Source organism: Bartonella sp. LJL80 (genome assembly GCF_054871565.1).
In genome coordinates this window covers 81,766-107,316 of record NZ_JBTXLM010000002.1, presented here as the reverse complement: position 1 = coordinate 107,316, position 25,551 = coordinate 81,766, and the positions used below count along the sequence as shown (strand labels likewise).

23 protein-coding genes are annotated in these 25,551 nt (G+C 49.0%); 13 read left to right on the top strand and 10 right to left on the bottom strand.

What is annotated here, in order from left to right:
* Positions 1–45 precede the first annotated feature (45 nt).
* A complete protein-coding gene (locus ACYSNS_RS04770; RefSeq protein WP_461722004.1) occupies positions 46–870 on the top strand; it encodes a bifunctional allantoicase/(S)-ureidoglycine aminohydrolase in 825 nt (274 codons plus the stop codon).
* Positions 871–891: 21 nt separating this feature from the next.
* Here ACYSNS_RS04770 and ACYSNS_RS04765 read toward each other — a convergent pair whose 3' ends face one another.
* From ACYSNS_RS04765 to secA, 3 genes are all read right to left on the bottom strand, one after another.
* Entirely contained in the window at positions 892–1,308 is a 417-nt protein-coding gene (locus ACYSNS_RS04765) for a Fur family transcriptional regulator (protein WP_461722003.1), read from the bottom strand.
* 51 nt (positions 1,309–1,359) lie between these two features.
* Positions 1,360–2,979 (bottom strand): phosphoethanolamine transferase, encoded by a 1,620-nt coding sequence (locus tag ACYSNS_RS04760; RefSeq protein ID WP_461722002.1) that lies wholly within the window; start codon positions 2,977–2,979, stop codon positions 1,360–1,362.
* Positions 2,980–3,053: 74 nt separating this feature from the next.
* The gene (gene secA / locus ACYSNS_RS04755) at positions 3,054–5,771 is read right to left on the bottom strand and encodes a preprotein translocase subunit SecA (RefSeq protein ID WP_461722001.1); all 2,718 of its coding nucleotides are present in this window, start codon (positions 5,769–5,771) and stop codon (positions 3,054–3,056) included.
* Between the two features lie 426 nt (positions 5,772–6,197).
* Between secA and ACYSNS_RS04750 the strand changes: the two genes are divergently transcribed.
* From ACYSNS_RS04750 to ACYSNS_RS04725, 6 genes are all read left to right on the top strand, one after another.
* Positions 6,198–7,151 (top strand): peptidylprolyl isomerase, encoded by a 954-nt coding sequence (locus tag ACYSNS_RS04750; protein WP_461722000.1) that lies wholly within the window; start codon positions 6,198–6,200, stop codon positions 7,149–7,151.
* A 108-nt stretch (positions 7,152–7,259) separates the two neighbouring features.
* Complete coding sequence (argJ, locus tag ACYSNS_RS04745) at positions 7,260–8,498, top strand: bifunctional glutamate N-acetyltransferase/amino-acid acetyltransferase ArgJ (protein WP_461721999.1); 1,239 nt, start codon at positions 7,260–7,262, stop codon at positions 8,496–8,498.
* Complete coding sequence (locus ACYSNS_RS04740) at positions 8,479–9,270, top strand: GNAT family N-acetyltransferase (RefSeq protein WP_461721998.1); 792 nt, start codon at positions 8,479–8,481, stop codon at positions 9,268–9,270. The genes argJ and ACYSNS_RS04740 overlap by 20 nt, the downstream gene beginning before the upstream one ends.
* Complete coding sequence (gene mutT / locus ACYSNS_RS04735; protein WP_461721997.1) at positions 9,267–9,692, top strand: 8-oxo-dGTP diphosphatase MutT; 426 nt, start codon at positions 9,267–9,269, stop codon at positions 9,690–9,692. The genes ACYSNS_RS04740 and mutT overlap by 4 nt, the downstream gene beginning before the upstream one ends.
* Before the next feature lie 176 nt (positions 9,693–9,868).
* Positions 9,869–10,126: a hypothetical protein gene (locus ACYSNS_RS04730; RefSeq protein WP_461721996.1), complete on the top strand. Its 258-nt coding sequence runs from the start codon at positions 9,869–9,871 to the stop codon at positions 10,124–10,126.
* Between the two features lie 153 nt (positions 10,127–10,279).
* Complete coding sequence (locus ACYSNS_RS04725; RefSeq protein ID WP_461721995.1) at positions 10,280–11,671, top strand: L-cystine transporter; 1,392 nt, start codon at positions 10,280–10,282, stop codon at positions 11,669–11,671.
* Between the two features lie 87 nt (positions 11,672–11,758).
* Here ACYSNS_RS04725 and ACYSNS_RS04720 read toward each other — a convergent pair whose 3' ends face one another.
* Positions 11,759–12,475 carry a glutathione S-transferase family protein gene (locus ACYSNS_RS04720; protein WP_461721994.1) on the bottom strand — a complete coding sequence of 239 codons (717 nt, stop codon included), beginning with the start codon at positions 12,473–12,475 and terminating at the stop codon, positions 11,759–11,761.
* A 63-nt stretch (positions 12,476–12,538) separates the two neighbouring features.
* Complete coding sequence (locus tag ACYSNS_RS04715; RefSeq protein WP_461721993.1) at positions 12,539–13,420, bottom strand: methyltransferase domain-containing protein; 882 nt, start codon at positions 13,418–13,420, stop codon at positions 12,539–12,541.
* Positions 13,421–13,591: 171 nt separating this feature from the next.
* Here ACYSNS_RS04715 and ACYSNS_RS04710 point away from each other — a divergent pair, with 171 nt between their 5' ends.
* From ACYSNS_RS04710 to ACYSNS_RS04700, 3 genes are read left to right on the top strand one after another with little or no spacing between them, the layout of a single operon-like run.
* On the top strand, positions 13,592–14,314 hold the full coding sequence (locus ACYSNS_RS04710) for a ComF family protein (protein ID WP_461722387.1): 723 nt from the start codon (positions 13,592–13,594) through the stop codon (positions 14,312–14,314).
* Positions 14,315–14,358: 44 nt separating this feature from the next.
* Positions 14,359–14,619: a glutaredoxin 3 gene (gene grxC / locus ACYSNS_RS04705; RefSeq protein WP_461721992.1), complete on the top strand. Its 261-nt coding sequence runs from the start codon at positions 14,359–14,361 to the stop codon at positions 14,617–14,619.
* Positions 14,616–15,041 (top strand): DUF1178 family protein, encoded by a 426-nt coding sequence (locus tag ACYSNS_RS04700; protein WP_461721991.1) that lies wholly within the window; start codon positions 14,616–14,618, stop codon positions 15,039–15,041. Before grxC ends, ACYSNS_RS04700 begins: the two co-directional genes overlap by 4 nt.
* A 25-nt stretch (positions 15,042–15,066) precedes the next feature.
* Here the strand turns inward: ACYSNS_RS04700 and ubiG are convergent, their stop codons facing one another.
* Complete coding sequence (gene ubiG / locus ACYSNS_RS04695) at positions 15,067–15,813, bottom strand: bifunctional 2-polyprenyl-6-hydroxyphenol methylase/3-demethylubiquinol 3-O-methyltransferase UbiG (protein WP_461721990.1); 747 nt, start codon at positions 15,811–15,813, stop codon at positions 15,067–15,069.
* Positions 15,814–15,999: 186 nt separating this feature from the next.
* On the opposite strand from ubiG, the gene ACYSNS_RS04690 reads away from it, so the two are divergent.
* Together ACYSNS_RS04690 and ptsP are read left to right on the top strand one after the other, a co-directional pair.
* A complete protein-coding gene (locus ACYSNS_RS04690; protein WP_461721989.1) occupies positions 16,000–17,253 on the top strand; it encodes an aspartate kinase in 1,254 nt (417 codons plus the stop codon).
* Between the two features lie 114 nt (positions 17,254–17,367).
* Complete coding sequence (gene ptsP / locus ACYSNS_RS04685; protein ID WP_461721988.1) at positions 17,368–19,635, top strand: phosphoenolpyruvate--protein phosphotransferase; 2,268 nt, start codon at positions 17,368–17,370, stop codon at positions 19,633–19,635.
* Between the two features lie 167 nt (positions 19,636–19,802).
* On the opposite strand, the gene ACYSNS_RS04680 is transcribed toward ptsP, so the two are convergent.
* Both ACYSNS_RS04680 and ACYSNS_RS04675 read right to left on the bottom strand, forming a co-directional pair.
* On the bottom strand, positions 19,803–21,131 hold the full coding sequence (locus ACYSNS_RS04680; protein WP_461721987.1) for an MFS transporter: 1,329 nt from the start codon (positions 21,129–21,131) through the stop codon (positions 19,803–19,805).
* A gap of 77 nt (positions 21,132–21,208) precedes the next feature.
* On the bottom strand, positions 21,209–22,345 hold the full coding sequence (locus ACYSNS_RS04675) for an iron-containing alcohol dehydrogenase (protein WP_461721986.1): 1,137 nt from the start codon (positions 22,343–22,345) through the stop codon (positions 21,209–21,211).
* 141 nt (positions 22,346–22,486) lie between these two features.
* Between ACYSNS_RS04675 and ACYSNS_RS04670 the strand changes: the two genes are divergently transcribed.
* On the top strand, positions 22,487–23,422 hold the full coding sequence (locus ACYSNS_RS04670) for a LysR family transcriptional regulator (RefSeq protein ID WP_461721985.1): 936 nt from the start codon (positions 22,487–22,489) through the stop codon (positions 23,420–23,422).
* Between the two features lie 53 nt (positions 23,423–23,475).
* Here ACYSNS_RS04670 and ACYSNS_RS04665 read toward each other — a convergent pair whose 3' ends face one another.
* Positions 23,476–24,051 carry a HutD/Ves family protein gene (locus tag ACYSNS_RS04665; protein ID WP_461721984.1) on the bottom strand — a complete coding sequence of 192 codons (576 nt, stop codon included), beginning with the start codon at positions 24,049–24,051 and terminating at the stop codon, positions 23,476–23,478.
* A gap of 46 nt (positions 24,052–24,097) precedes the next feature.
* A complete protein-coding gene (locus ACYSNS_RS04660) occupies positions 24,098–25,495 on the bottom strand; it encodes an amino acid permease (RefSeq protein WP_461721983.1) in 1,398 nt (465 codons plus the stop codon).
* Positions 25,496–25,551: the final 56 nt, after the last annotated feature.

Here is a 25,551-nt window from a genome sequence, read left to right as displayed (position 1 = left end):
AATCTGATCTTAATGTTTCTCGATCTCGTCACCAAGGATAGTTCCATGAAAAAATCGCATTATGCTGCACCGGATGGTGGTTTGCCACTGCAACATCAGCTGGCGGGCGGGCGTTCTATTTTTACCGATGCGTTCATGGTTATGCCGCGTGGCGTCATGACTGACATTGTAGCCGGACCGCTACCATTCTGGGATAAAGCACGCTTTTGGGTATTGGCCCGACCACTGAGCGGCTTTGCCGAAACTTTTTCGCAATATATAGGCGAAGTGGAACCAGGCGGTGGAAGTATCAAACCAGAAGCGAATACACAGGCGCAATCTGCGATATTTGTGACATCTGGAAGTCTTGAAATACACTATTGCGAAAAAGTGCATCAGCTCACCACCGGCGGGTTTGCCTATCTACCAGCGGGAAGTGCATGGACGTTACATAATCGCGGCACGCAAACAGCACGGTTCCATTGGGTGCGTAAGCGCTTTGAACGCGTTGACGGGTTGGAAGCGCCGAGTGCCGTTTTCAGTCATGATGACCAGATCGTGCCGACGAACCTGCCCGGCCATGAGGGCACATGGATGACATCAAAATTGATGGATCCAAACGATATACGCTATGACATGACGATGTCGATTGTTACCATTATGCCCGGTGGTTCAATCCCCTTTATGGAGACCCACGTCATGGAGCACGGGCTTTACGTGCTGCAAGGGCATGGCGTTTATAAGTTGAATGATCAATGGATTGAAGTGGAGCATGGCGACTTCATGTGGTTGCGCGCTTTTTGTCCGCAGGCGTGTTATGCAGGCGGTCCGGAACCTTTCCGCTATCTTCTATATAAAGATATCAACCGGCATGCACGGCTGCATTTGTAACCTTTAGGGCCGGCATAAAGCTTAAGGCTGGCGCTTTTTTCCATAAAGTTCCAGCCGATGGTGGACGATATCGTACCCCAGAGAACGGGCGATTTCTTCCTGTAGTTTTTCTATGATGTCGGAACGAAACTCGATAACGTCACCGCTTTCTATATCGATGAGATGATCATGGTGCTGACCGCTTGCCTGTTCAAAGCGCGATGGGCCGCCATCAAATGCATGACGATGGATAGCACCCCGTTCTTCCAATGCTTTCATCGTACGATAAACGGTGGAAAGCGAGATTGTGGCATCCTTTTGATTGGCGCGCTGAAAAATCTCGAATGCATTGGGATGATCAAGCGTATTGGTCAAAAGATCAAGAATTATCCGCCGCTGCCGCGTTATCCGCAAGCCAGCATCGCGCAGTTCTTTTTCATAATCCGGTTTGTTTTCCATCGTGTCTATAGAACCGATAATCCGTCTGCTTTCAAGTGGTTCAAGAAATATTCATTGGTTGCGACAAGCTGCAAACACATCGAGCTTCTTGTCATAAACCGATGTTTTGATATCCATCAAACCTAAAACCGTATGGAACAGATTGTCATGGGAATAACTCTTTTCGCGATTGTCAGCAACGCATTGTGTACTCAACTCGCCAGCCTTGGCGAAGCCTTGTGAAAACCAGGCAATAAAGGGGATATCAGTTTGCTCATCTGGTGCTATCGCATAGGGCATGGCATGCAGATAAAGACCATTTTCGCCCAATGATTCACCATGGTCTGACATATACAACATCGATGTATCCAGACGATTACTCTGGTTTGAAAGCGTATCTATAATCTCACTCAATATACGGTCAGTGTAGACAATGGAATTGTCATAGGCATTGACGATTTCCGCATTTTCGCAATCCGAAAATTCCGAGGTTCGGCAATCCGGTTTGAAAACGGCGCTATCGGCTGGATAACGAAGATAATAGGCTGGACCATGACTTCCTAAAGTATGTAGGACAAGAACTGTGTCCTGATTGATCGCCGAGATTTTTTCCTTCAGCGCATCCACCAATATCTGATCACGGCATTCGCCCTTGCTCGTACAATAGGTTGGATTATTGCTTTCCTGAAAGGCTTTTTCCTCAATCCGGTCGGCGACACCTTTTGACCCGGTATTGTTTTCCCACCAGACCGCCTTAATACCGGCATGGGCAACGACATCCATCAAGTTCTCAGTATTTTTTCCCTTATAACCGCTATAACTCTTTCGCGGATATATGGAAAACATGCAAGGAACCGATACCGATGTCTCCGTCCCGCAACTTGTTGTATGAGGGAAATAGATAATGTCGCGCTTTTTCAATTCCGGATTGGTCTCGCGTTGATAGCCATCGAGCGAAAATGATTTGGCCCGTGCGGTCTCTCCCACGACAATGACCAACAGACGTTTTTTACGGCTTGGATCCGCAGGCAGAAGGCTTTTGGCATCGCGTCCCAAAGGTTGTAAAACGGCATTTTTTTCCTGGAATTGATCTGCCGCATATTGAATTGTACTTTTCAAAGGTGCAACAGGCATAAGCTTTTCCATCATCATCGATCTTTCAGCACGATACATTGCTGCAAAACTTGAAAAATCTGAAAATAGAAGCCCTATAGAAACAAGCAGGCAAACGACGATCAAAGCTGTATTATAAGCGAGCTTTTTGAAAAACGGACGATGGCTCACCTTAACCCAGATAATGAGAAGGGAAGGCAAAAGCCCGTATAAGATGATGTGGGTGATCATGCGCGTCGTCAATAGATGCGACGATTCCGTCATTGTTGTAGAAAATGTACTTTCAATGACATGGCGGTCAATGATAATGCCGAAAGTATCGGTGTAATAGCCAGCACCTGCCGCCACAAGAACAAGAAATATCAATAATGGCTTGAGCAAATAACGAACGGAAAACACCGTAATACCGGCTATGTACCATAGTAACAAGATTGCACCGAGAATGATGATTTTGGACGGATGATCATCGAAATAGATGCGGGCTCGCTGCCAGAATGACTGATTGGTCACAAACAACAGATAGGCGGCGACAATGATACACAACAAACCGCTAGGCATAGTAGGACGGTAGATACGCATAAAAAATCCCAATCAAAAATTGATTGGGATTTTGTCGCATATTTTCGAGGCTTATGTGACGATTATTTTAAGCTCTACACAAAAGAACCGTGACAATGCTTGTATTTCTTGCCCGAACCGCAGGGGCACGGTTCATTTCTTCCCACTTTTCCCCATGTCGTGGGATCCTTTGGATCTCTTTCAGCTGGCGCCACAACCGTATTTTCCTGTTCGCGCGCCAAAAGAACTGTATCGTTGCCCTCATCCATACCATCAAAATCCGGATGCTCCGCGTGCATTTCAGGCAGGCTTTCGGGTTCGCTCGGCTGTTGAACGATTTCAAAACGCATCAATTTCGAAACCACATCACGACGCAGGCTATTGAGCATTGTTTGGAAAAGCTCGAATGATTCCGTCTTATATTCGTTCAACGGATCACGTTGGGCATAACCACGAAAACCGACAACTGAACGCAAGTGATCCAGATTGACCAGATGTTCACGCCATAAAGTATCAATGGTTTCAAGCAGCATGGCTTTTTGGAAATAGGCCATGATTTCCGGACCATAATTTGCCGCCCGCTCTTTTGCGAGGTTTTCCATGGCCTGCGATACGCGTTCCATGACTTCCTCTTCGCCAATCCCTTCTTCCTTTGCCCACTCGTCAACGGGCAAATCGAGATTGAAGAGCTGCCGCAACTCGTCACGAAGCCCCGTAGCATCCCACTGCTCGGAATAGGTGCCGGGAGGAATATGGGCTTCCACCAGATCTTCGACAACTTCGGCGCGCATCTCATCGACCGTTTCCGTCAGATCTTCAGCATCCATGACTTCCATACGCTGCTCGAAGATGACTTTGCGCTGATCATTCATCACATCATCATATTTGAGCAGATTTTTTCGGATTTCGAAGTTACGCGCTTCCACTTTTTTCTGTGCTTTTTCCAGCGCTTTATTGATCCAGGGATGAATGATCGCCTCATCTTCCTTCAGACCCAATTTCTGCAACATGCCATCCATACGGTTCGACCCGAAAATGCGCATGAGATCGTCTTGCAACGACAGATAAAATTTCGAACGCCCCGGGTCACCTTGACGACCGGAACGACCACGGAGCTGGTTGTCAATACGGCGGCTTTCATGCCGTTCTGTTGCCAAAACATACAGACCGCCGGCAGCGAGGGCCTTTTCCTTCAAACGGGCAACATCCTGCTTGATAGCAGCAATCTTTTCATCACGCTCTGGCCCTTCGGGAACATCTTTCAATTCCTGTTGGACGCGCATTTCAACATTGCCGCCCAGCTGAATATCCGTACCGCGACCAGCCATATTGGTTGCGATGGTGACGGCGCCAGGCACACCGGCCTGAGCGACGATAAAGGCTTCCTGCTCGTGATAGCGCGCATTCAGAACTTTAAAATCTGTCACACCGTCCTGACGCAAACGGTCTGCCAGCTGCTCGGATTTCTCAATGGATGTCGTACCGACAAGAATTGGCTGCCCTTTTTCATAGGCTGCCCGAATATCACGCACAATGGCGCGATATTTTTCTTCAACTGTACGGTAAACCTCATCATCTTCGTCAATACGCTGAACCGGTAGATTGGTTGGTATCTCAATAACTTCCAGACCATAAATATTGCCGAATTCTTCAGCTTCGGTCGCAGCGGTACCCGTCATACCGGCAAGCTTTTTATACATACGGAAGTAATTTTGAAATGTAATCGAAGCCAGTGTTTGGTTCTCCGGCTGGATGGCCACATGCTCCTTGGCTTCCAATGCCTGATGAAGGCCTTCCGAATATCGACGCCCCGGCATCATACGGCCGGTAAATTCGTCAATGATGACGATCTCGCCGTTGCGAACAATATAATCTTTATCACGGGTGAAAAGCTTGTGCGCCTTCAATGCATTGTTGATATGATGGACAATCGCAACATTTTCGATGTCATAAAGCCCGTCACCCTTGAGATGCCCTGCATCCGCCAGCATTTTCTCGACTTTTTCGGTGCCGATTTCGGTAAAAGTCGTCGTCTTCTGCTTTTCGTCAATTTCATAATCTTCCGGCTTGAGCGGCGGCACGAAAGTATCAATCAGATTATAAAAATCGGTGCGGTCCTCCAGCGGACCGGAAATAATAAGCGGCGTACGTGCTTCATCGATAAGGATTGAATCCACTTCATCGACGATGGCATAGTGGTGGCCGCGCTGAACCATCTGGCTGCGGTCAAAGGTCATGTTATCACGCAGATAATCAAACCCTAATTCGTTATTGGTGCCATAGGTAATATCACAGGCATAGGCGGCGCGCCGTGCGTCATTATCAAGATCATGGACGATGACACCGGTGGTCAAACCGAGGAAACCGTAAATTCTGCCCATGGTTTCCGCGTCGCGGCTGGCAAGATAGTCGTTGACGGTGACGACATGGACACCCTTGCCTTCCAACGCATTGAGATAGACCGGCAAGGTTGCCATAAGCGTCTTACCTTCACCGGTGCGCATTTCAGCAATACCACGATCATTCAACACCATACCGCCGATCAGCTGGACATCGAAAGGACGCATGCCATAAACGCGTTTGGCGGCTTCACGCACCGTTGCGAAAGCCTCCGGCAGAAGCGAATCAACTGTCGCACCTTCAGCCAGCCGCTTGCGGAATTCTTCCGTCTTCTGCTTTAACTCGCTGTCACTTAATTTTTGGAACTGCTCTTCTAACGCATTGACTTCAGCGACTTTGGGTCGAAGGGTTTTCACGCGACGTTCATGTGCCGAACCGAATAATTTGCGCGCAAGGCCGCCTAAACTGACCATTTCTGGTCCTTTCTGATCTTTTGTTGCTGGCGTTTATTGACGCCCGTTTACTTAACCACACGCTTTAACACCTCCGCTTTGCTTCATGCAACAAGCAGCCTATGCGAAAACGTGTTTATGGCAGCAAAACCACAGTTTTCCTGCCTTACGTTAGCAGAGATAGGAGGCCGCAACGCCCCTGTCAACGTTTCCAGCGCGGTTTATCCAGGCCACGGAGATGTTTATTTGCGCGTATTGGCGGCACCGACTTTTTTGTAGAAAATATCAATGTACAATCGGATATTGCGAAAATAACACAGAAAACATGTGCATTCTGACGTGAAAGTGATAACAATTTTTTCAACTTTACAAACAAAATGCTATGACAAAGCAAAGTTCCGCCTAATTTTCAGTCCAGAACGCGTAACGTTCTCAAGGAGTATCTTTATGAAATTCAAATCCACTATGCTGTTTTTGACATCGGCTTTACTTGTCAGCACAAGTCTTGGTGCTTTGGCACAGGATGCTGCGCAGCCGAAGCTGCCAGATCTGAATGGTGCAGCAGCAGCGCCTGCAAAACCAGTTGACCCTTCACATGTTATGGCGGTTGTTGATGGCAAGGAAATTACTGCTGGACAATTGGACTCGATGGCCAATGACATTGATCCCGGTCTCGCTAGACTGCCAGACCAACAGCGTCGCCTAACGGTACTTAAAATCTATGTGGATATGAAAGCGCTTTCCGATGCGGCCGTAAAGGACGGGTTGGACAAGACACCGGAATATGAAAAGCGTATGGCTGTCATGCGTGAAAACGTGCTTCAGCAGATCTATTTCAAAGACAAGATTGTCGACAAGATCAGCGATGCAGACATCAAGGCGCGCTACGACAAGGAAATCGCCGCGCTTCCGAAAGAGCAGGAAGTCCATGCACGCCACATCCTTGTAAAAACCAAGGAAGAAGCCGAAGCCATCATCAAGCGCCTTGAAAAGGGTGAAAAGTTTGAAGATATCGCGAAAAAGGACTCAACCGATGGCTCCGCTGCCATGGGTGGTGATCTGGGCTACTTCAGCCACGGACAGATGGTTAAGCCTTTTGAAGATGCAGCCTTCTCGCTGAAAGTTGGTGAATACACCAAGACACCGGTGGAAAGCCCGTTTGGCTGGCACATCATCAAAGTTGAAGACCGTCGTGAAAAGCAGCCACCTGCGCTTGACGACGTAAAAGATGCCTTACGCAGCATGATCGCCCGTGACCGCTATCGTGAGGTCATCGAGTCGTTGCGTGCAAAAATGGATATCAAATATCCAGATGAAGACATCGCAAAAATGATGCAGATGCCGGATGAAGATGAATCGGCTCTGCCGGGTGAAGCACCCGAAGGTGAAGAAGACCAATAAGGCAATCTTCTCCGATAGCTTTGGCCGGGTAGCTGTTCTTTATCTCAGAACGCGCTATCCGGCTTTTAAATATTTTAAAACAGCAACTTGTAAAAGAAAGACAGTGCAATGGTTGCCAAAGTTTCGCCGCTCGCTCCCAAGGAATTCAAGCAATTACCCACCCTTGCGGGTGTACGGATGGCAACGATGCAAGCGGGCATCAAATATCGCAACCGCACAGATCTTCTTATGATGGTCTTTGATGAACCAGCCGATGTTGCCGGTGTCTTCACCCGCTCGCGATGCCCTTCCGCACCGGTTGATCATTGCCGACACGCGCTTTCCCATGGAAAAGCGCGCGGTGTTGTCGTCAATTCCGGCAATGCCAATGCTTTCACCGGTAAAAAGGGACGTGCTACAACCGATGCGACGGCAAAAGCCGCTGCCGCTGCTTTAAATACAACGCCTAACGAAATTTTCCTTGCGTCCACCGGTGTTATCGGCGAGCCAATGGATGCATCGCGCTTTGTCGGGCTATTGCCCGAAATGGTAAAATCGGCGCAGCCCGATAGTTGGCTGGAAGCAGCAAAGGCAATCATGACGACCGATACATTTCCCAAGGTCGCAACACGGTGTGTCAAGTTCGGTGGCAATAAGGTTCTCATCAACGGCATCGCCAAAGGTGCGGGCATGATAGCACCGGACATGGCAACGATGTTGTCATTCGTCGTCACCGATGCGCCGATTGCGTCGGATATTTTGCAGGCAATGCTCTCAGACAAAGTACAAAGCACATTCAATGCGATCACGGTTGATAGCGACACATCGACCTCTGACACATTGCTTCTGTTCGCCACCGGCAAGGCAAAAGGCGATATTGCTCCCCTCTGCCAAAAAGGTGACCCCCGTTATGCCGTTTTTGCGCAGGCCCTTGATGAGGTTCTGCATGAGCTTGCCCTTCAAGTTGTTTGCGATGGTGAGGGTGCGCGTCATTTGATAGAAGTGAATGTGCAAGGTGCGACATCGGATGCAGCTGCAAAAACAATTGCACTTTCCATTGCCAATTCTCCTTTGGTTAAAACAGCCGTCGCAGGTGAAGATGCCAATTGGGGCCGCGTCGTTATGGCTGTGGGCAAAGCCGGCGTTGAAGCTGATCGTGACCGTTTGGCAATATGGTTTGGGCCACATCGTTTGGCCGTCGAGGGGGAACGTGATCCGGATTATAGCGAGGAAGAAACTTCAAACTATATGAAAGGCCAGCATATTGTCATCAAAGCTGAAATCGGGCTTGGGCAAGGCAGTGCAACCGTATGGTCATGTGACCTGACAAAGGAATATGTCGAGATCAATGGCGACTACAGAAGCTGAACCGAAGACTCGTGACAGTGCCTTTTTGGCACGCATACGCAGGCTGGAAGCTTTAGGCGCACGCGCGTGGCCTGCAGCAGAAGAGACCTATGACGGCGTCTGGGTAAGACGCGCAACACCCGACCACCCGTCAGGTCGTCTTAATTCCGTGACGCCACTTGATCCAGACGACGCAAACAATATTGCTGCTCGTATTGATCGGCTTTGTTTTGAACACGGTGCATTCAAACGTCCTCTGCGCCTGACACCATTGGCGCCTTCATCCTTGTTTCAACATATCCGTCAACATGGGTGGTCTAAAGCCAGTGACGTTGCCGTCATGACATTGAACCTGCCGAAAGCAGACACTCCGTCAGACGTTGCGGTGCGCGAATTGTCTTTGGAAGACTATGTGCGCGCAAGCAATGCAAATCATGGCAGTGATGGGCGATATGATGAAGCCCTTGGAAACATCTTGAGCCGCATAAAAGGGCAACCCAGCTTTTTAGAATTCAGTACAGGGGATGGTGCCGTTGGCAGCATGCTTTTGGTGCGTGATTTTGGACAGGCCGGTATTCTCGATTTTGCAATTCATCCCGAAAAACGCGGACAGGGTATGGGAAAAAACGCGTTAAATGCACTTATATCCTACCTGATAGACCCGACCGCGAAACGAAACACCAACGCGATATGGTTACAAGTGGAAACACAAAATATGGCAGCACTGGGCCTTTATAGCGGTTTTGGTTTTGAAACCATATATCATTATGAATTCTGGAGACCATCAGCTTGACAGTAAAACCCTCGCTTCTTTTGGTGGTCGCTTGTGCTCTTTTAGATAGCGACAACCGGATATTGCTTGCCCAACGGCCGGAAGGAAAGTCGCTTGCTGGCCTTTGGGAATTTCCTGGCGGCAAAGTCGAGCCGGGTGAGAGTCCGGAAGCGTCGCTTATTCGTGAATTGCAAGAAGAACTGGGCATTATCGTCAAAGAGGAATGCCTTGCACCTTTAACTTTTGCCAGCCATTCTTATGATGAATTTCATCTTCTCATGCCGCTTTATATTTGCCGTCGTTATCAGGGCGTGCCTGAGGGGCGTGAGGGGCAGAATATCAAATGGGTACGAGCTGATGATTTGGATAGCTATCCCATGCCAGCTGCAGACAAGCCGCTCATCCCGATATTAAAAGACCTGCTGCTGTCATCACCACTTTAAAACCCTTAGAGCGGTTCCCGATTGATGTGAATCGTCAATTGGTTAAGATTCCGCGCAAATCAATAGCTTGAGACGCGCCGGCCTGATGAAATCAGGTCGGAAAGCGCTTTAGTTTCTTAATCTGTTATTAATGGTTTAGCCCCTACAATACCTATAGGTAACTCTGGAGTTTTGTAATGCGTCACCAAGAGTTTGTGGACATGACCAATCATAACAGCTCTGCTTCTGCAGGAACGGGTATTTTGCGCATCGTGCTTCTATTCGGGTCTGTTGCGGTAGCGTTGGGTCTTATCCTCGTTCCACTTTTGGCAGAAAGAAATGATACCCAGTTCAGCCAATCCATTTTCGAAAATAATGTCGATCGCAGTACAATGACCGGCTCCATACATCGCTCGGCAATTCCGCAAATGGCGACAACGACAAATACTCAATAATCTTCATTTTATAGTAAAAAGTTGCTCGGTTCGATATTGCAATAGAAAATTATTCTTTGTTATAGTCGGTTAGCTGCCCTATATCCAATCGATAGAGATTGATATCATCATTGGACCAATCACAAGCTGATTGGGCGGAAACGGAATTTTAAGATGACATTCGGGTTTATTGCCAATTTAGTGGTATTTATCGTTTTGTTGCTGCTTCTGGCACAGACGGTAAAAACCGGTTGGAGCCTCTCACGCAGGGTGCTTATTGGTCTGGTTGTGGGTGTGGTATTCGGCATCGTATTGCAGTCCATCTATGGCAACGGACATGCAACGCTGAAAACGTCGATCGAATGGTTCAATATTGTTGGCAACGGCTACGTATTACTGTTGCAGATGATTGTTATGCCACTGGTTTTCGCGTCAATTCTTTCTGCTGTCGCGCGCCTGCATTCGGCATCCTCTTTGGGTAAAATCAGCACGCTGACAATCGGCTTTCTTCTTTTCACAACCTTGATTTCCGCTCTTGTGGGCGTTCTGATGGTCAATCTTTTTGGGCTGACCGCCGACGGACTAGTCCAAGGTGCTGCCGAAAGCGCCCGTTTGACTGCCATTGAGACCAATTATATGGCTAAGGTCGCAGATATGAGCGTGCCGCAGCTTATCCTTTCCTTCATACCCAAGAACCCCTTTGCCGACCTGACCGGTGCCAATCCGACATCGATCATCAGTGTCGTTATTTTTGCAGCGTTTCTTGGAGCCGCAGCCATTCGTCTGATGAAAGATAATCCCGAAAAAGGTACGGGCGTTGTTTCAGCCATTGACACATTACAAGCATGGGTGATGAAGCTCGTTCGCCTTGTGATTGCACTGACACCCTATGGCGTATTGGCATTGATGACAAAAGTTGCTGCAACGTCCAACGCGCAGGATATTTTAAAGCTTTTGGCATTTATCGTTGCTTCCTATATCGGTATGGCGATCATGTTTGGCGTTCATGGGGTGTTACTTGGTCTTTCCGGCATCAATCCATTCCGCTTTTTTGCCAAGGTCATGCCGGTTTTGACCTTCGCCTTTACCAGCCGTTCCAGCGCTGCCAGCATTCCTATGAACATTGAAGCGCAAACCCAACGCCTTGGTGTACCGCAGGCAATCGCCAGTTTCTCGGCATCCTTCGGGGCTACTATCGGACAAAATGGCTGCGCTGGGCTTTACCCTGCCATGTTGGCGGTCATGGTGGCACCGACAGTCGGTATCAATCCACTGGATCCGATGTGGATTGCAACACTTGTAGGTGTTGTCACCCTAAGTTCCATCGGTGTTGCCGGTGTTGGCGGTGGTGCAACCTTTGCAGCCTTGATCGTATTGCCAACAATGGGGCTGCCAGTCACGCTTGTTGCATTGTTGATCTCTATCGAACCATTAATCGACATGGGGCGTACCGCGCTCAACGTCAACGGTGCGATGACAGCTGGGACTGTCACCAGTCAGATTCTGGGCGAGACCGATAAAGATATTTTCAATTCAGATGATGACAAAGCGCTAAGCAATACATAGCGCTGATCGAAGCAAGCTTTTAAAAGCTTGGCATTTCAAACAGCTTGAATGGCCGCGGGTTAACCCGCGGCCATTTTTACGTTAACATCATAAAATCTCGTTAATAGACCGCCCGAGCTCATCGGTCTCACGGAAATCGTCGAGAAGTTTTCCGAAAGATAAGACCGATGTATCATGGTCTGCATCGCGCATCGTTTCCTGCAATGCTTGCTCATACCATTGCAACATAGAAGGCAGAGCCAGCAAGTGTTTGACATATTGCATCGCACGATCGCCCAAGCATAAGCCATAGGTTTGCACACGGAAAGCAACCGGACAGAAAAATGCGTCAACAGCGGAAAACTGGTCACCAGCTAAAAATGGCCCGCCAAAAGCATCAAACCCTTGTTGCCAAAGGACTTCCAGCCGCTCAAGATCGGTTTTCAAACCCGCATCAATAGCGCGCAATTCCATACGAACACCGCAGGACATCGAGCATTGATTGCGCAGATAAAAAAAAGACGAGTGCATTTCAGCTGCTGCCGAGCGTGCAAAAGCGCGTGCGGCCTTGTCTTTCGGCCACACTTCAGGTGCACTTTCCGCCAGATATTCAGCAATGGCTAGCGAATCCCAGACCTTTATATCTTCATCCACAAGGCAAGGTACGGTTGCCGAAGGTGAGAAGTGTTGGAATTCCTGTTTTGTCGCCACACCGCAAAATGGGTGCAGATTTTCGTTAAACGGGATATTGAGTTGCTTCATCAATATCCATGCGCGCAAAGACCAAGATGAATAGTTCTTGTTGGCAATGTGCAGTTGAAACATGTCCTGTGCCTTTCAAAACAGCTACATCTAAAACCCAGCTTGTATTGGTAACCGACTATAAATCTAAGAATTTGACTTACCCTCTAACACATCAGCCAAAGACACCTTCGCCGAACCGGGCTTTGCCGGTTTTTGCTGGCTTTCATCCGGTGCCCAGCCGGAAAGCCAGATAAAGGAAAAGCTTGCACGTATCCTGCCATCGGGATCGCTGAATCGGTCTGCATATATTTCGGCCACACGCATAAAAAATGTTTTGGTAAGCGGCCGACGTGACCGATTGATCATGGAATTTTGCATCCCCATGGCACGTACGTCGCGCATAAGGTCGAATACGTTATTATAACGAACGGTCAGGCTTTCCACATCGCTGACAGGCATGGCAAAACCAACACGCTGTAACAATGCGCCTGCATCACGCAGGTCGGCAAATGGATACACACGCGGGCTCGCTCCGCCATAAAGCTCGGTTTCTGCCTGCAATAGGCTTTCACGCAATTCGCCGAGCGTCCCTGCCCCGGGCATAACCGCCAGAAAAAGACCATCAGGCTTCAAACTGTTTTTAATCTGCGTCAAAACACCCGGAACATCATTGGTCATATGGAGAGATAACAGTGACACGATGAGATCGAAATGACGCGTTGGCAAATCCAATATTTCGCGTCCGCGTTGGTAAAATTTATGGCCTTCTTGGGCAAAAATTGATTGCGTCTCGACGCGTTCAATCGTCTTGACTTTTCCGGAATTCTGCATGGCACCAACAGCCGCGCCGGTATGACCGTGCAGATCGACAGCGCGTAGAAACTGCCTGTCAACCGTTTGCAGTCTTTCCTGCAAATCTTGAGCAATATAGTTCAATAAAAAATCAGCACTTTTGCCATGGCGTTTGAAAGCGCGTTGGCGAAATTGTTCAATAATATCGTGGTCAAAAATTATCGGATTGGACATAGCTGTTTTTTTGCGTCATTCCGTTCCCGCCGTCAATCGAAATAAATAGAATACCCTGCCCGCAGAATAGCTTTGACAAGTCGCGCCACTTCCCGTCAAATAGCGCATTGACATACGTTTGTGCTGCAGGAAAATGCAAGCGGAGGAAATGTGCTTAAACTTTCCGAGCAAATGATGGGGCTGCTCTTTCCACCAACTTGTCCGGGCTGCGGTGTCATTGTCGCCAGCAATGGTACAATATGTGCGCAGTGCTGGAGCGAATTGCGGTTTATCACCAAACCTTATTGTCCTGTCATGGGAACACCCTTTGTCTACGACCCGGGCGACGGTTTCCTGAGTGGTGAGGCTATGCAATCGCCGCCGCCTTTCGCGCATGCGCGCTCAGCTGTGGTGCATAACGGCCTAGCCAGAAGTCTTGTTACCCGTTTAAAGTATGGTGATCGTGCAGAATTGGCTCCCTCAATGGCCGATTGGATGATAATCGCCGGCGGTGATTTGCTTATTGCGTGCGATATGATTGTACCCGTGCCCTTGCATCTCATTCGCTTCCTGCGCCGTAGCTATAATCAGGCAGCCGAATTGGGACGTCATGTCGCGCGCAAAAAAAGCCTGCCTTTTCACCCTGAATTACTGATAAGGCGGCGTCATACACGTCAGCAGGTCGGGCTGCATGCCAAGGAACGGCAACGCAATGTCCGCGGGGCGTTTATCGTTCCAGCTCGCCAACGCCAAATTCTAAAAGGCCGCCATATCGTTTTGATTGATGATGTATTCACCACCGGCGCTACGGTCCGCTCTGCTGCACGTGCATTGTTGAGAGGAGGCGCGGGCCAGGTGGATGTTTTGACATTTTCTCGTGTCCTGCCCGATGGCGCCGAAAGTTCTTTCTCTTGAGTGCGAAAACAAAGCTGCCTATATAACCGTTAATGGAGATAAACATGGTCAATGTAACGATTTATACGCGGCCCAATTGCCCCTATTGCACTCGGGCAATTGCCCTTTTGAAAAGCAAAGGCGTTGCCTTTAGCGAGATAGACGCTCTGGGTGAAAAGCGTCCTGAGATGGTGGAACGATCGAATGGTCGCAATACATTTCCGCAAATATTTATTGGCGAAACCCATATTGGCGGTTGCGATGACCTTTATGCACTTGAAGAAGCCGGCAAACTTGATCCTATGCTGGCGCGGGGACAGGAATGATAAGGTTCGCGCTTCATTGTGACAAAGCCCATGAATTCGATGGCTGGTTTCGAAACAATGATGACTTCGATCAGCAAAGAGCAAACGGCCTATTAAGCTGTCCGCTTTGCGCATCTTTGAAAATTGATAAATTGCTGATGGCTCCGGCCGTTTCCACATCGCGCCAACGCGAACAAGTGGGAACCGGCTTGGACGAAGAGCAGAGAAAAGCGCTTATGCAGATGCGTGAAATGGCGAAAAACATACGCAAAAACGCAGATTATGTTGGTGACAATTTTGCCGAGGAAGCGCGCCGTATCCATTTTGGTGAAGTAGACCCGCGCGCTATCTATGGTGAGGCCAGCATTGAGGATGTTTCAGCCCTTGTCGAAGATGGTGTGGAGGTTTTACCTCTTCCCACCCTGCCTGAAGATGAAAACTGAATTCGGGGATTGTGGCTGACGCTTTCTATTTTAACCGGCGTGCCAAAAGCATATAGTTCACATCCATATCCTGTGACCGGTTCCAGCTATCGTTGAGTGGGTTATACGTAACACCCAACTCGTCTATGACCGTTAAACCGCTCTTCGTCAGTTCCTCTTTCAGTTCCTCCGGCTTGAGGAACTTTTCATAATCATGCGTGCCCTTAGGTAGCCAGCGCAGAACATATTCAGCACCGATAATTGCCAAGCCCCACGCTTTCCATGTCCGGTTCAATGTTGCCAAGAACATCAATCCCTGCGGCTTTACCATGCGCGCGCTTGCCGACATGAATAGATTGACATCAGCAACATGCTCCACAACTTCCATATTCAGCACAATGTCGAATTGTTCACCGGCATCTGCCAAGGCTTCAGCAGTCGTTGCGCGGTAATCAATCGTTACACCACTTTCGGCCGCATGGATTTTGGCCACTTCAATGTTGGTTTGTGACGCATCAGCGCCAACAACATCGGCACCAAGGCGGGCCATTGGCTCGCAGAGCAACCCCCCACCGCAACCGATATCCAACAAACGCAAACCTTTGAGCGGTTGCGATTCCTTAGGGTCACGATCAAAAGCCAGGCAGATCTTTTCTTTGATATAGGAAAGACGCGTCGGGTTAAATTTATGGAGCGGACGAAATTTTCCCTGTGGGTTCCACCATTCCGCAGCAATGCGTGAAAAATGGTCAATTTCTGCCTGATCAATCGTGGTGCGTGCAGCTTCAGCCATGACACTCTCCTTAAAACGCGTAATCTATCAAGTCTGTCGGATAGCGCATAAAGTCAAGAGGCAAATGAACGTGATGACGTCGGTCTTGCGTAAATCTGCGATATTGGCTATGTCAGCATGTCGGCTCAATCTGACATTTGAGCCTTTCATAAAGAATGTGTAAAACCAGAGGCAAGAGTGGTGTAAATGGCGCGCATTGTGATGAAATTCGGCGGAACATCTGTCGCCAATATCGACCGCATCCGGAATGTGGCACGCCATGTCAAACGCGAAGTTGACGCCGGCAACGAAGTGGCGGTTGTTGTTTCGGCAATGGCCGGCAAAACCAATGAGCTGGTTGGCTGGACACGCGAAGCCTCTCCAATGCACGATGCCCGTGAATATGATGTGGTTGTGGCCTCGGGTGAACAGGTGACAGCTGGCCTATTGGCAATTACACTCCAGTCGATGGGCGTCAATGCCCGTTCCTGGCTTGGTTGGCAAATCCCTATCCGTACCGACAACGCCCACGGTGCAGCCCGCATAACAGACATTGACGGTTCTTTCTTGATCCAGCGTTTCAAAGAGGGCCAGGTTGCCGTCGTTGCAGGCTTTCAAGGGCTTTCACCCGACAACCGCATTTCAACGTTGGGCCGTGGCGGCTCGGATACAAGTGCAGTTGCTATTGCTGCTGCCGTCAAAGCTGACCGTTGTGATATCTATACTGATGTCGACGGTGTTTACACGACCGACCCGCGGGTTGAACCAAAAGCAAGGCGCTTGCCTAAAGTCGCTTTTGAGGAAATGCTGGAAATGGCGTCTTTGGGTGCTAAAGTCCTGCAGGTTCGCTCGGTGGAATTGGCGATGGTGCACAAGGTACGCACGTTCGTACGCTCAAGTTTCGAGGACCCCGATGCTCCGGGCATGGGTGACCCTATTAATCCCCCCGGAACACTCATTTGCGACGAGGATGAAATCGTGGAACAACAGGTTGTCACAGGCATAGCTTTTGCCAAGGATGAGGCACAAATCTCTCTTCGCCGTCTGGCAGATCGCCCGGGCATATCGGCAGCTATTTTCGGTCCGCTTGCTGAAGAGCATGTCAATGTTGATATGATTGTTCAGAATATATCGGAAGATGGCTCAAAGACCGATATGACCTTTACCGTGCCTTCAGCTGATGTTCAGAAGGCCGTGGCGATTTTGGAAAAAAATCGCGCCGAAATCGGTTTTGATGTCATTCAATCTGAAAGCGACCTTGCCAAAGTCTCTGTTATCGGTATCGGCATGCGCAGCCATGCAGGCGTTGCTGCAACAGCGTTTAAGGCGCTTGCGGAAAAAGGCATCAACATTCAGGCTATCACCACATCTGAAATCAAAATTTCCATCCTCATAGACAGTGCCTATACTGAATTGGCAGTACGCACGCTGCATGCGGTTTATGGCTTGGATAAAGGATAATACTTGTCGATTGTTCGATCACGCGCCTAAAAAAAACAAAATTTTGGTCAAAAGCTTGGCCTTCCTATAAAACGGCGCTAAATTGAACTTTCAAAATGGGAGAATCGATCCAGAATGCGGGAGACCCATGTAGGCCCCAGAGTCATATTGAAACGTTTGCGCGAGTTCATGGCCGAAGCCATGGAACCGCAGGCGCGACTGGATCGTATCGTCCGTGAAATTGCTCAAAACATGGTGGCCGAGGTCTGCTCGTTCTATGTCCTGCGCTCTGACGGGATGTTGGAACTGTATGCGACACAAGGTTTGAACCCCGAAGCCGTCCACCTTTCACAGTTGCGCCTCGGACAAGGCCTTGTTGGCACCATTGCTGCCACAGCAAGGCCGCTTAACCTGACTGACGCTCAGAAACATCCGGCTTTCGCCTATCTTCCTGAGACGGGTGAAGAAATCTATTCATCATTCTTAGGCGTTCCGATCTTACGCGCCGGGCGCACATTGGGCGTACTTGTGGTACAAAACCGCAATCAGCGCGGGTACAGTGACGATGAAGTGGAAGCGCTGGAAACCGTTGCCATGGTGCTGGCAGAAATGATTGCCGCTGGCGATTTGCCTCGTATTGCGCGCGCCAATGTCGACGTGGATATGCGCAGGCCATTTACCTTGACGGGACAATCGCTGAATGATGGTATCGGCCTTGGCCATGTGGTTTTGCATGAGCCGCGCATTGTCGTGACCAATCTGTTCAACGAGAACAGTCAGGCCGAGCTTGATAAGCTTTCCAAAGCAATCGGATCGCTTCGTCTCTCTATTGATAATATGCTGTCACGAAGCGATGTCGCTATCGAGGGCGAGCATCGTGACGTCCTTGAGGCCTATCGCATGTTTGCCAATGATCGCGGTTGGGTACGCCGTCTTGAAGAGGCAATCAGCAATGGATTGACGGCTGAGGCGGCAGTCGAGAAAGTACAGAGCGACACACGCGCCCGCATGATCCATCTGACAGACCCTTATCTGCGGGAACGTTTGTCGGATTTTGATGACCTTGCCAATCGCCTGTTGCATCAATTGATGGGGCGCACGCGTGAAACCATAGCTGCGGCCCTGCCAAAAGATGCAATTATTGTTGCGCGGTCCATGGGTGCTGCCGAACTTCTCGATTACCCCCGTGAGCGTATTCGTGGCCTCGTGTTAGAGGATGGCGCCGCAACAAGCCATGTGGCGATTGTTGCCCGCGCAATGTCTGTTCCGGTTGTCGGGCAAGCGAAAGGCATCGTTTCGCTGTCAGAAAACGGCGATCCGCTTATTCTTGATGGCGATGACGGCAAGGTTTATCTGCGGCCGATCGTCGATGTCGAGAAAGCCTATGCGGAAAAGGCACGCTTTCGCGCGCGTCGTCAAAAGCTCTATCGCGATCTTCGTGATGTTCCGGCGGTAACGAAAGATGGTGTGCCGATCACACTGCTTATTAATGCCGGTTTATTGGTCGATTTGCCGCAACTCGATGAATCCGGTGCGGAAGGCATCGGCCTTTTCCGGACGGAATTGCAGTTCATGATAGCGTCGACCTTTCCGCGGGCGCAGGAGCAGGAGAAGCTTTATCGCAATGTCTATAAGGAAATTGGCGACAAGCCGGTAACATTTCGGACGCTCGACATTGGTGGTGATAAGGTGCTGCCGTATTTCCGCAGCAAGGGACATGAGGAAAATCCCGCCCTTGGATGGCGCGCTATCCGTTTGACCCTCGATAAACCGGCTTTGATGCGAACACAGTTGCGTGCATTTCTAAAAGCGTCAGGCGGACGCGAATTGCGCATCATGCTTCCTATGGTCACCGAAGTTGCTGAGATTCACCGCACGCGTCAATTAATTGATCGGGAAATGGCATATCTATCGCGCTTCGGCCATGCATTGCCAACGCGTTTAAAACTTGGTGCCATGATAGAAGTACCGGCTCTCTTGTTCCAGCTTGATGAACTGATGCAGACCGTGGACTTTGTGTCGGTTGGTTCGAATGATCTGTTCCAGTTTATGATGGCGATCGACCGCGGAAATTCGGAAATGTCGAACCGTTTCGACCAGCTCTCCGCGCCTTTCCTGCGCGCGTTGCGTACAATCATCGAAGCGGGTGAGCGAAATAACACACCGGTGACTTTGTGCGGTGAAATGGCAGGAAAGCCATTATTAGCGCTGGCGTTACTTGGGCTCGGTTTTACGCGTATCTCGATGGCACCAGCGGCAATCGGCCCCATTAAAGCGATGCTGCTTGGATTGGATATGGGCGATTTGCAACAAGCACTTTTAGCGGAACTGCAAAAGAACCAAACAGATACTCTGCGCCATTGGCTATTGCATTATGCCGAGGATAATAACGTCTCCTTGTAATATGCGGTCTTTCAATGATGACTGCACAACTCGGCTGCGCATTGCATGTTCAATTCAACTACGAGTTTCTGAAACAAGTCTGCTGCTGCAGACCTGTCTCTCTTGTTATAAAAGCGTGTAGCGAAAAGTGGAAGCCGCATCCACAGTGCAAACAGTGGCAGGACTGTTCAATCGTCAAGATCGGCACCAGTACGGTCTTTGGTAAAGGCCATGGCCAATAAGGAGATCGCACCACAACCGACAAGGAAGACGACAATCGGTATGTAGCTTCCGCCATAAAGTGCCAACAAAGCTGTCGCGATCAACGGCATCGGCCCTCCCACAATGGCGGCGCCCAGCTGATAGCCGAGTGACATTCCGGTATAGCGTATATCCGCTGGAAAAGCCTCCGCAAGCACTGTGCCGATCATCGCACCATAGGTTGGCCAGATAATCGCCAAGCCGACAAATATAGCCAAGAAGGTAAAGCTCAGCGATCCTTGATTGAGCAACCAGAAATATGGATAAACCCATAGGATGAGCGCCAGCGTACCTCCGACAAAAACGGTCTTGCGTCCAACACGATCTGATAGAGCCCCAAATATGAGCATCATTGGGAAAGCAAAAACAGCCGATACAAGCACGATACTCAAAACTGTTGTGCGCTCATAACCCAAGCCCACCAGATAGGAGATCGTAAATGTCGCATAAAGAAAGAAAGTCGACGTTTCGACAACTTTGGCTCCTATCGCAACGAAAACCTCCCGTTTATGGGTTTTAAATGTGTCAAACAAGGGAATGCGACTGGTCTTGTTGGCCGCTAAAACCCGCTTGAACGATGGTGTTTCATCAATCGAATTTCGGATCCACATGCCTATCACGACAAGAACAATCGACAGGATAAATGGTATGCGCCAACCGTAATCCAAAAAAGCCTGTTCGGAAAAGACATAGCTTAGAAGCGAGGTAATCGCATTTCCCAAAGCTAAACCAAGCACTGCGCCTGTTTGTGGTACAGCACCAAACAAACCACGTTTTTTGGGCGGTGAATATTCAACGGCGAGTAAAACACCGCCACCCCATTCGCCACCCAGAGCAACACCTTGTAACAAACGCAGTATGGTAAGCAGTATCGGAGCCAGAACACCGATGCTTTCATAGGTGGGCAATAGCCCCATGGCAACGGTTGATAATCCCATCAGTGAAAGGGTGATCGCAAGCGTTTTCTTGCGACCTATCCTGTCGCCAATATGCGAAAAGAAAATGCCGCCAATAGGTCTAATCAAAAAAGCCAGCGCAAAAGATGTAAGTGCGAGCAATTGACTGACAACCGGATCTTCACTGGGAAAAAACATATGCCCGAAAACTGTGGCAGACATTGTCCCGTAGAGAAAGTAATCATACCATTCAATGGTAGAACCAACCGCACTGCCGAAAAGCGCCTTTCGCCGATCTTTATCGGAAATGAGTGTGTCTTTTGCTATTTTTGCTTGCGCCGTTTGTTCAGCATTGTTCATATTCCCTCCCTTCCCCATAAGGGGCTTGTTGCAGTTTTGATTTATAAAACGCGAACGGTCCTCCCCGCCTTCCCCTGTCAGATCGAACTGTTCAACATCTCCTCATAATCCCGCGCTGATGCCTCTCTCGGGTTCGTTTGATGGCTATGATCTTTTAACGCGCCATTGATAATCGCCGGAAAGAGATTTGACTCTACTTCCAATTGTGAAAGCTTGGTTGGCAACCCTAGGGCCTGTGTCACATCTATAATTGCAGCTTCCACATGGGCGGCAGACGGCAGTTCCATCGCTCTCGCCAAACGGTCGAACTTATGTTCTGCGATAGCGCTTGAAGCCTGTCGATTGAATGTCAGCACGGCCGGTAGAAAGATAGCATTCAATGTGCCATGGTGAAGCTTGGGATTAACACCGCCAAGGGAATGGCTAAGGCTGTGCACGCAGCCCAATCCCTTTTGGAAAGCCATGGCCCCCATTGTCGATGCAATCATCATATTGAGCCTTGCATCTCTATCGTATGGATGTTCGGTGGCAGTTTTTATATGGCTCCAGCCCCGCCGCAGTCCTTCAAGCGCTATTCCGTCTGCCGGTGGATTAAATGCAGGAGCCAAATAGGTCTCAATGCAATGTGAAATTGCATCCATACCCGTGGCGGCGGTCAATCCAGCCGGCAAACTAAGTGTCAATTCAGGATCGCAAATAGCAGCTTTCGGTATGATGTAGGGCGAAAGCAAACCAACCTTACGGCCATCATCCAGAATGATGATGGCGCCTCGACCAACTTCACTTCCTGTTCCGGCAGTTGTCGGAATGGCTATCACCGGGTATGTTCTGGATGTGATATTGTTGGCGCCGCCTTCAATCGCAGCAAAATCTCTGAGCGGCCCTGAATGGGCAGCGGCAATCGCTACCGCTTTGGCCAGATCAATCGCCGAGCCACCGCCAATGGCGATAATTCCGTCGGCTTCCATTTCTTTAAAACAGCGCTGTGCGTTCCTGACTGCTGCTTCGGTCGGATTACCGGGCGTATCATCATAAACAGCTGCAAATTTTGCTTGCAGACAAGTCTCAAGCTTTTCCTCCACCCCCAACTGACGTACCCCTTTATCGGTGATAAGCAGAGGACGTTTTATTGATGCCAGTTCTACCTCGTCTTTAAGTGTCGCCAGTGAACCATATCCAAACTGGATTCTGGTGACATAATTGATCAGGCCCATGCGGTACTCCTTTGATATTCAGGAAAGTAAATTGTGAGATTGGAGATATTGCCTTAGTGGCATCCTCACCGCTATGAATGCATGTTATGAGCGCTGAAATGGTGCGTAAATCCGCTTTTTTGCGATATGGGTATAACTTTTATGGATACCAAAACAGGCAAATACCGCATCTTAACGCAGCGTCTCTCGCTTCGTCAGCTTATGTTGATGACAAAGATTGCCGACTGCGGTTCCCTGAAGCAGGCGGCAGCCAAGACCGGTATGAGCCAACCCCGTGCAACAAAGGCTCTTCAGGAAATAGAAGATATTTTAGAACAGCAATTGTTTAACCGTACCAATCGGGGAATGCATGCAACCATGGCCGGGGAATGCGTTATTCGTTATGCAAGAGCCATTCTAACCCAGGCTGGGAACCTGCAGGATGAACTCGAAAACCTTTCTAAAGAGCATTGGAGCCGTATCAGAATCGGTACAATTATGGGGGCGGTTCCTATCGTTACCCATTTTGTGAAAGCCTTTCTAGCAAAGCATCCAAATACCTCTTTCGAGATTATCGAGGACACAAGCATTGAACTGTTTCGCCTTTTAGACAACGGCTATATCGATCTTTTCATCGGTCGCAGCTCTGTTGCAAGCTTGCCGCAACTCTATAATTGCTTTGCCTTTTATGAGGAAACCCTCGCCGTTATAGCGCACCCTTCTCACCCTTTGTTGAGCGTAGAGGGCTTATCGCTGCAAGATTTGTCGCACTCGCGTTGGATTGTCTACACATCGCAAATGCCGATGCGCATGTCGCTGGAACAGGAATATAGGCTGGAAGGCATCGCCTTTCCCAAAACACTGGTTGAAACACGTTCCGCCTTCACAACCATGGCTTTAATACAATCCGATCCAAATTACATTGCCTTGCTATCCAAAGACGTCGCCGATTTTTTTATTGATAGCGGCATGGCAAAAGCTATGCCCTTTCGGCTGAAATCAAAAAGTGAGCCTTATGAGATCGTTACCAAACTCAATATAACGCTCTCACCCGCCGCATCTGAATTCATGTATGATATGATCAGGTCAGCGTCCTAAAAATATATCGTCTATGGCGGCCGGACGAGATGTCTATTTATGGTTGTCCAAACTTAGTGTTTTTGCGAATATACAGCGATGACGAATAATGTTCCAACCTCCTTGGAAGGCTGTAGCTTCAACACATCGCCCTTCTCTATGAGGATGGTATCGAAACGCGATACTGTTTCTGTCTGATAATTGCATTCAATACGAAAATCATCATTACACACGATAAACATGTGTTCGCAATCTTTGAGAAATTCTTCTGTTTGCGTGATGTCCATCCGCACCATCTGATGCTTCCATGACGATCTGCGCGTCATGATATTCAGGTCTGTTGTTTCGCCCCCTTTCAGCACAGCATCAACCGCTGCCTCGCCTGCAAATGCAAAAGGCTGACTTGAACCATTCAAAACGATAGAGGTCTCTTCTGCTATATTCAGCGTGACTTCATCACCATCCAATAAAGCAATTGTCCGGTCGATATCGGGAAACGAGGAGAAGGGCCCCGATTGACCGATGGTTGCGATACTCAAACGCCATTGCATCTCGCCCTGCTCATCGCGTGTGAGAAGTATTTCGCGCGTTGTACCGCCACCGTTTTTCCACGGCATGACTTTATATTGATCGGCTTTCAACCATTGCATCAGGGAACCTCAAATCCAGTTCAACCGGTTTTCTCTTTTGTATCAATCACGATTCAGGCGGACGCTTGTTTTTTAACACCCAACGTCCATCCTTATCCAGATATTGAATGGCATAGTAACAGACGGTCAGCCATACAATCCATATCGCACCGACGATAAGGGCCGCTCGTGTCGATTCAAACACTCCCAGAAGTGCGATGATAAAGACCATAAACAGAATGGCAATGATGGGGCCAACAGGCCAGAACGGCACCGGATATTTCAATGCAGCAACTTCGGTCTTTGACATTTTTAAACGCATGAAAAATTGCGAAAGCAAAATGAGGAGCCAAACAAAAACCGTTGCAAATGTTGCCATCGCAGCGATGAGAAAGAAAAGCTTATCGTGATAAAAATAGTTGAGCACAACACCGGCAATCAGCACGAGAAACATGATTAATACCGCTGGTACAGGGATACCGTTTTGTGAAACATGGGTAAGATGCTTCAAGGCATGTCCCTCCTGCGCCAAACCATGCATCATGCGGCCAGCGCCGAAAAGATCGCTATTAATGGCTGAAATAGCAGCCGTAATGACAACAATGTTCAGGATATTGGCAGCATATTTAATCCCGAGGCTTTCAAAAATTGTCACAAATGGGCTTCCTTCCAGGCCAATCTGGTTCCAAGGATAGAGTGACATCAGGATTGCCAAAGTCATCACATAAAACAGCAATATGCGGAATGGGATAGCATTGATGGCCTTAGGGATGTTGCGGTCGGCGTCTTGCGTTTCAACGGCGGTAAGCCCGATAATCTCTATGCCGCCAAAAGCAAAAACCACAACGCTGAACGAAGCGATAAAACCAAACCATCCATTCGGCATCCAGCCGCCATGACTCCATAGATTGTGAACGCCGACAGATTCCGAGGAATAGCTTCCGAAGCCGAAGATGATGATGGCGATACCGGCAACGATCATCGCAATGATAGCTGCTATTTTTATGACCGACAGCCAGAACTCCATTTCTCCGAAAATTTTTACCGCTGTCAGATTTAACGCCGTAATGATCAGCGTAATACCCAATGTCCATATCCACGGTGATACATCAGGATACCAAAATGCCATGTAAGTGGCAAAAGCCGTGATATCGGCAAGACAAACCAGTGCCATTTCGAAAATATAGGTCCACCCCGTAAGAAAACCGGCAAGCGGAGTAATGTAAACAGAGGCATAACGACCAAAAGAACCGGGAAGCGGGTTGCGCAAGGCCATTTCACCCAAAGCGCGCATCACCATAAAAGCCATGACACCGGCAATACAATATGCCAGTAGCACGATAGGTCCGGCCAATTTTATAGCGCCTGCCGAGCCATAAAAAAGACCTGTGCCAATGGCCGAACCAAGCGCAATGAAAAATACATGCCGCCTGTTCAGTCCCTTTTTTAAACTTCGACGATCCATCCCAATTCCTCCCGTTTATATATTATCCGTTAAGGCCAAATTTGCCGAACTGCAAG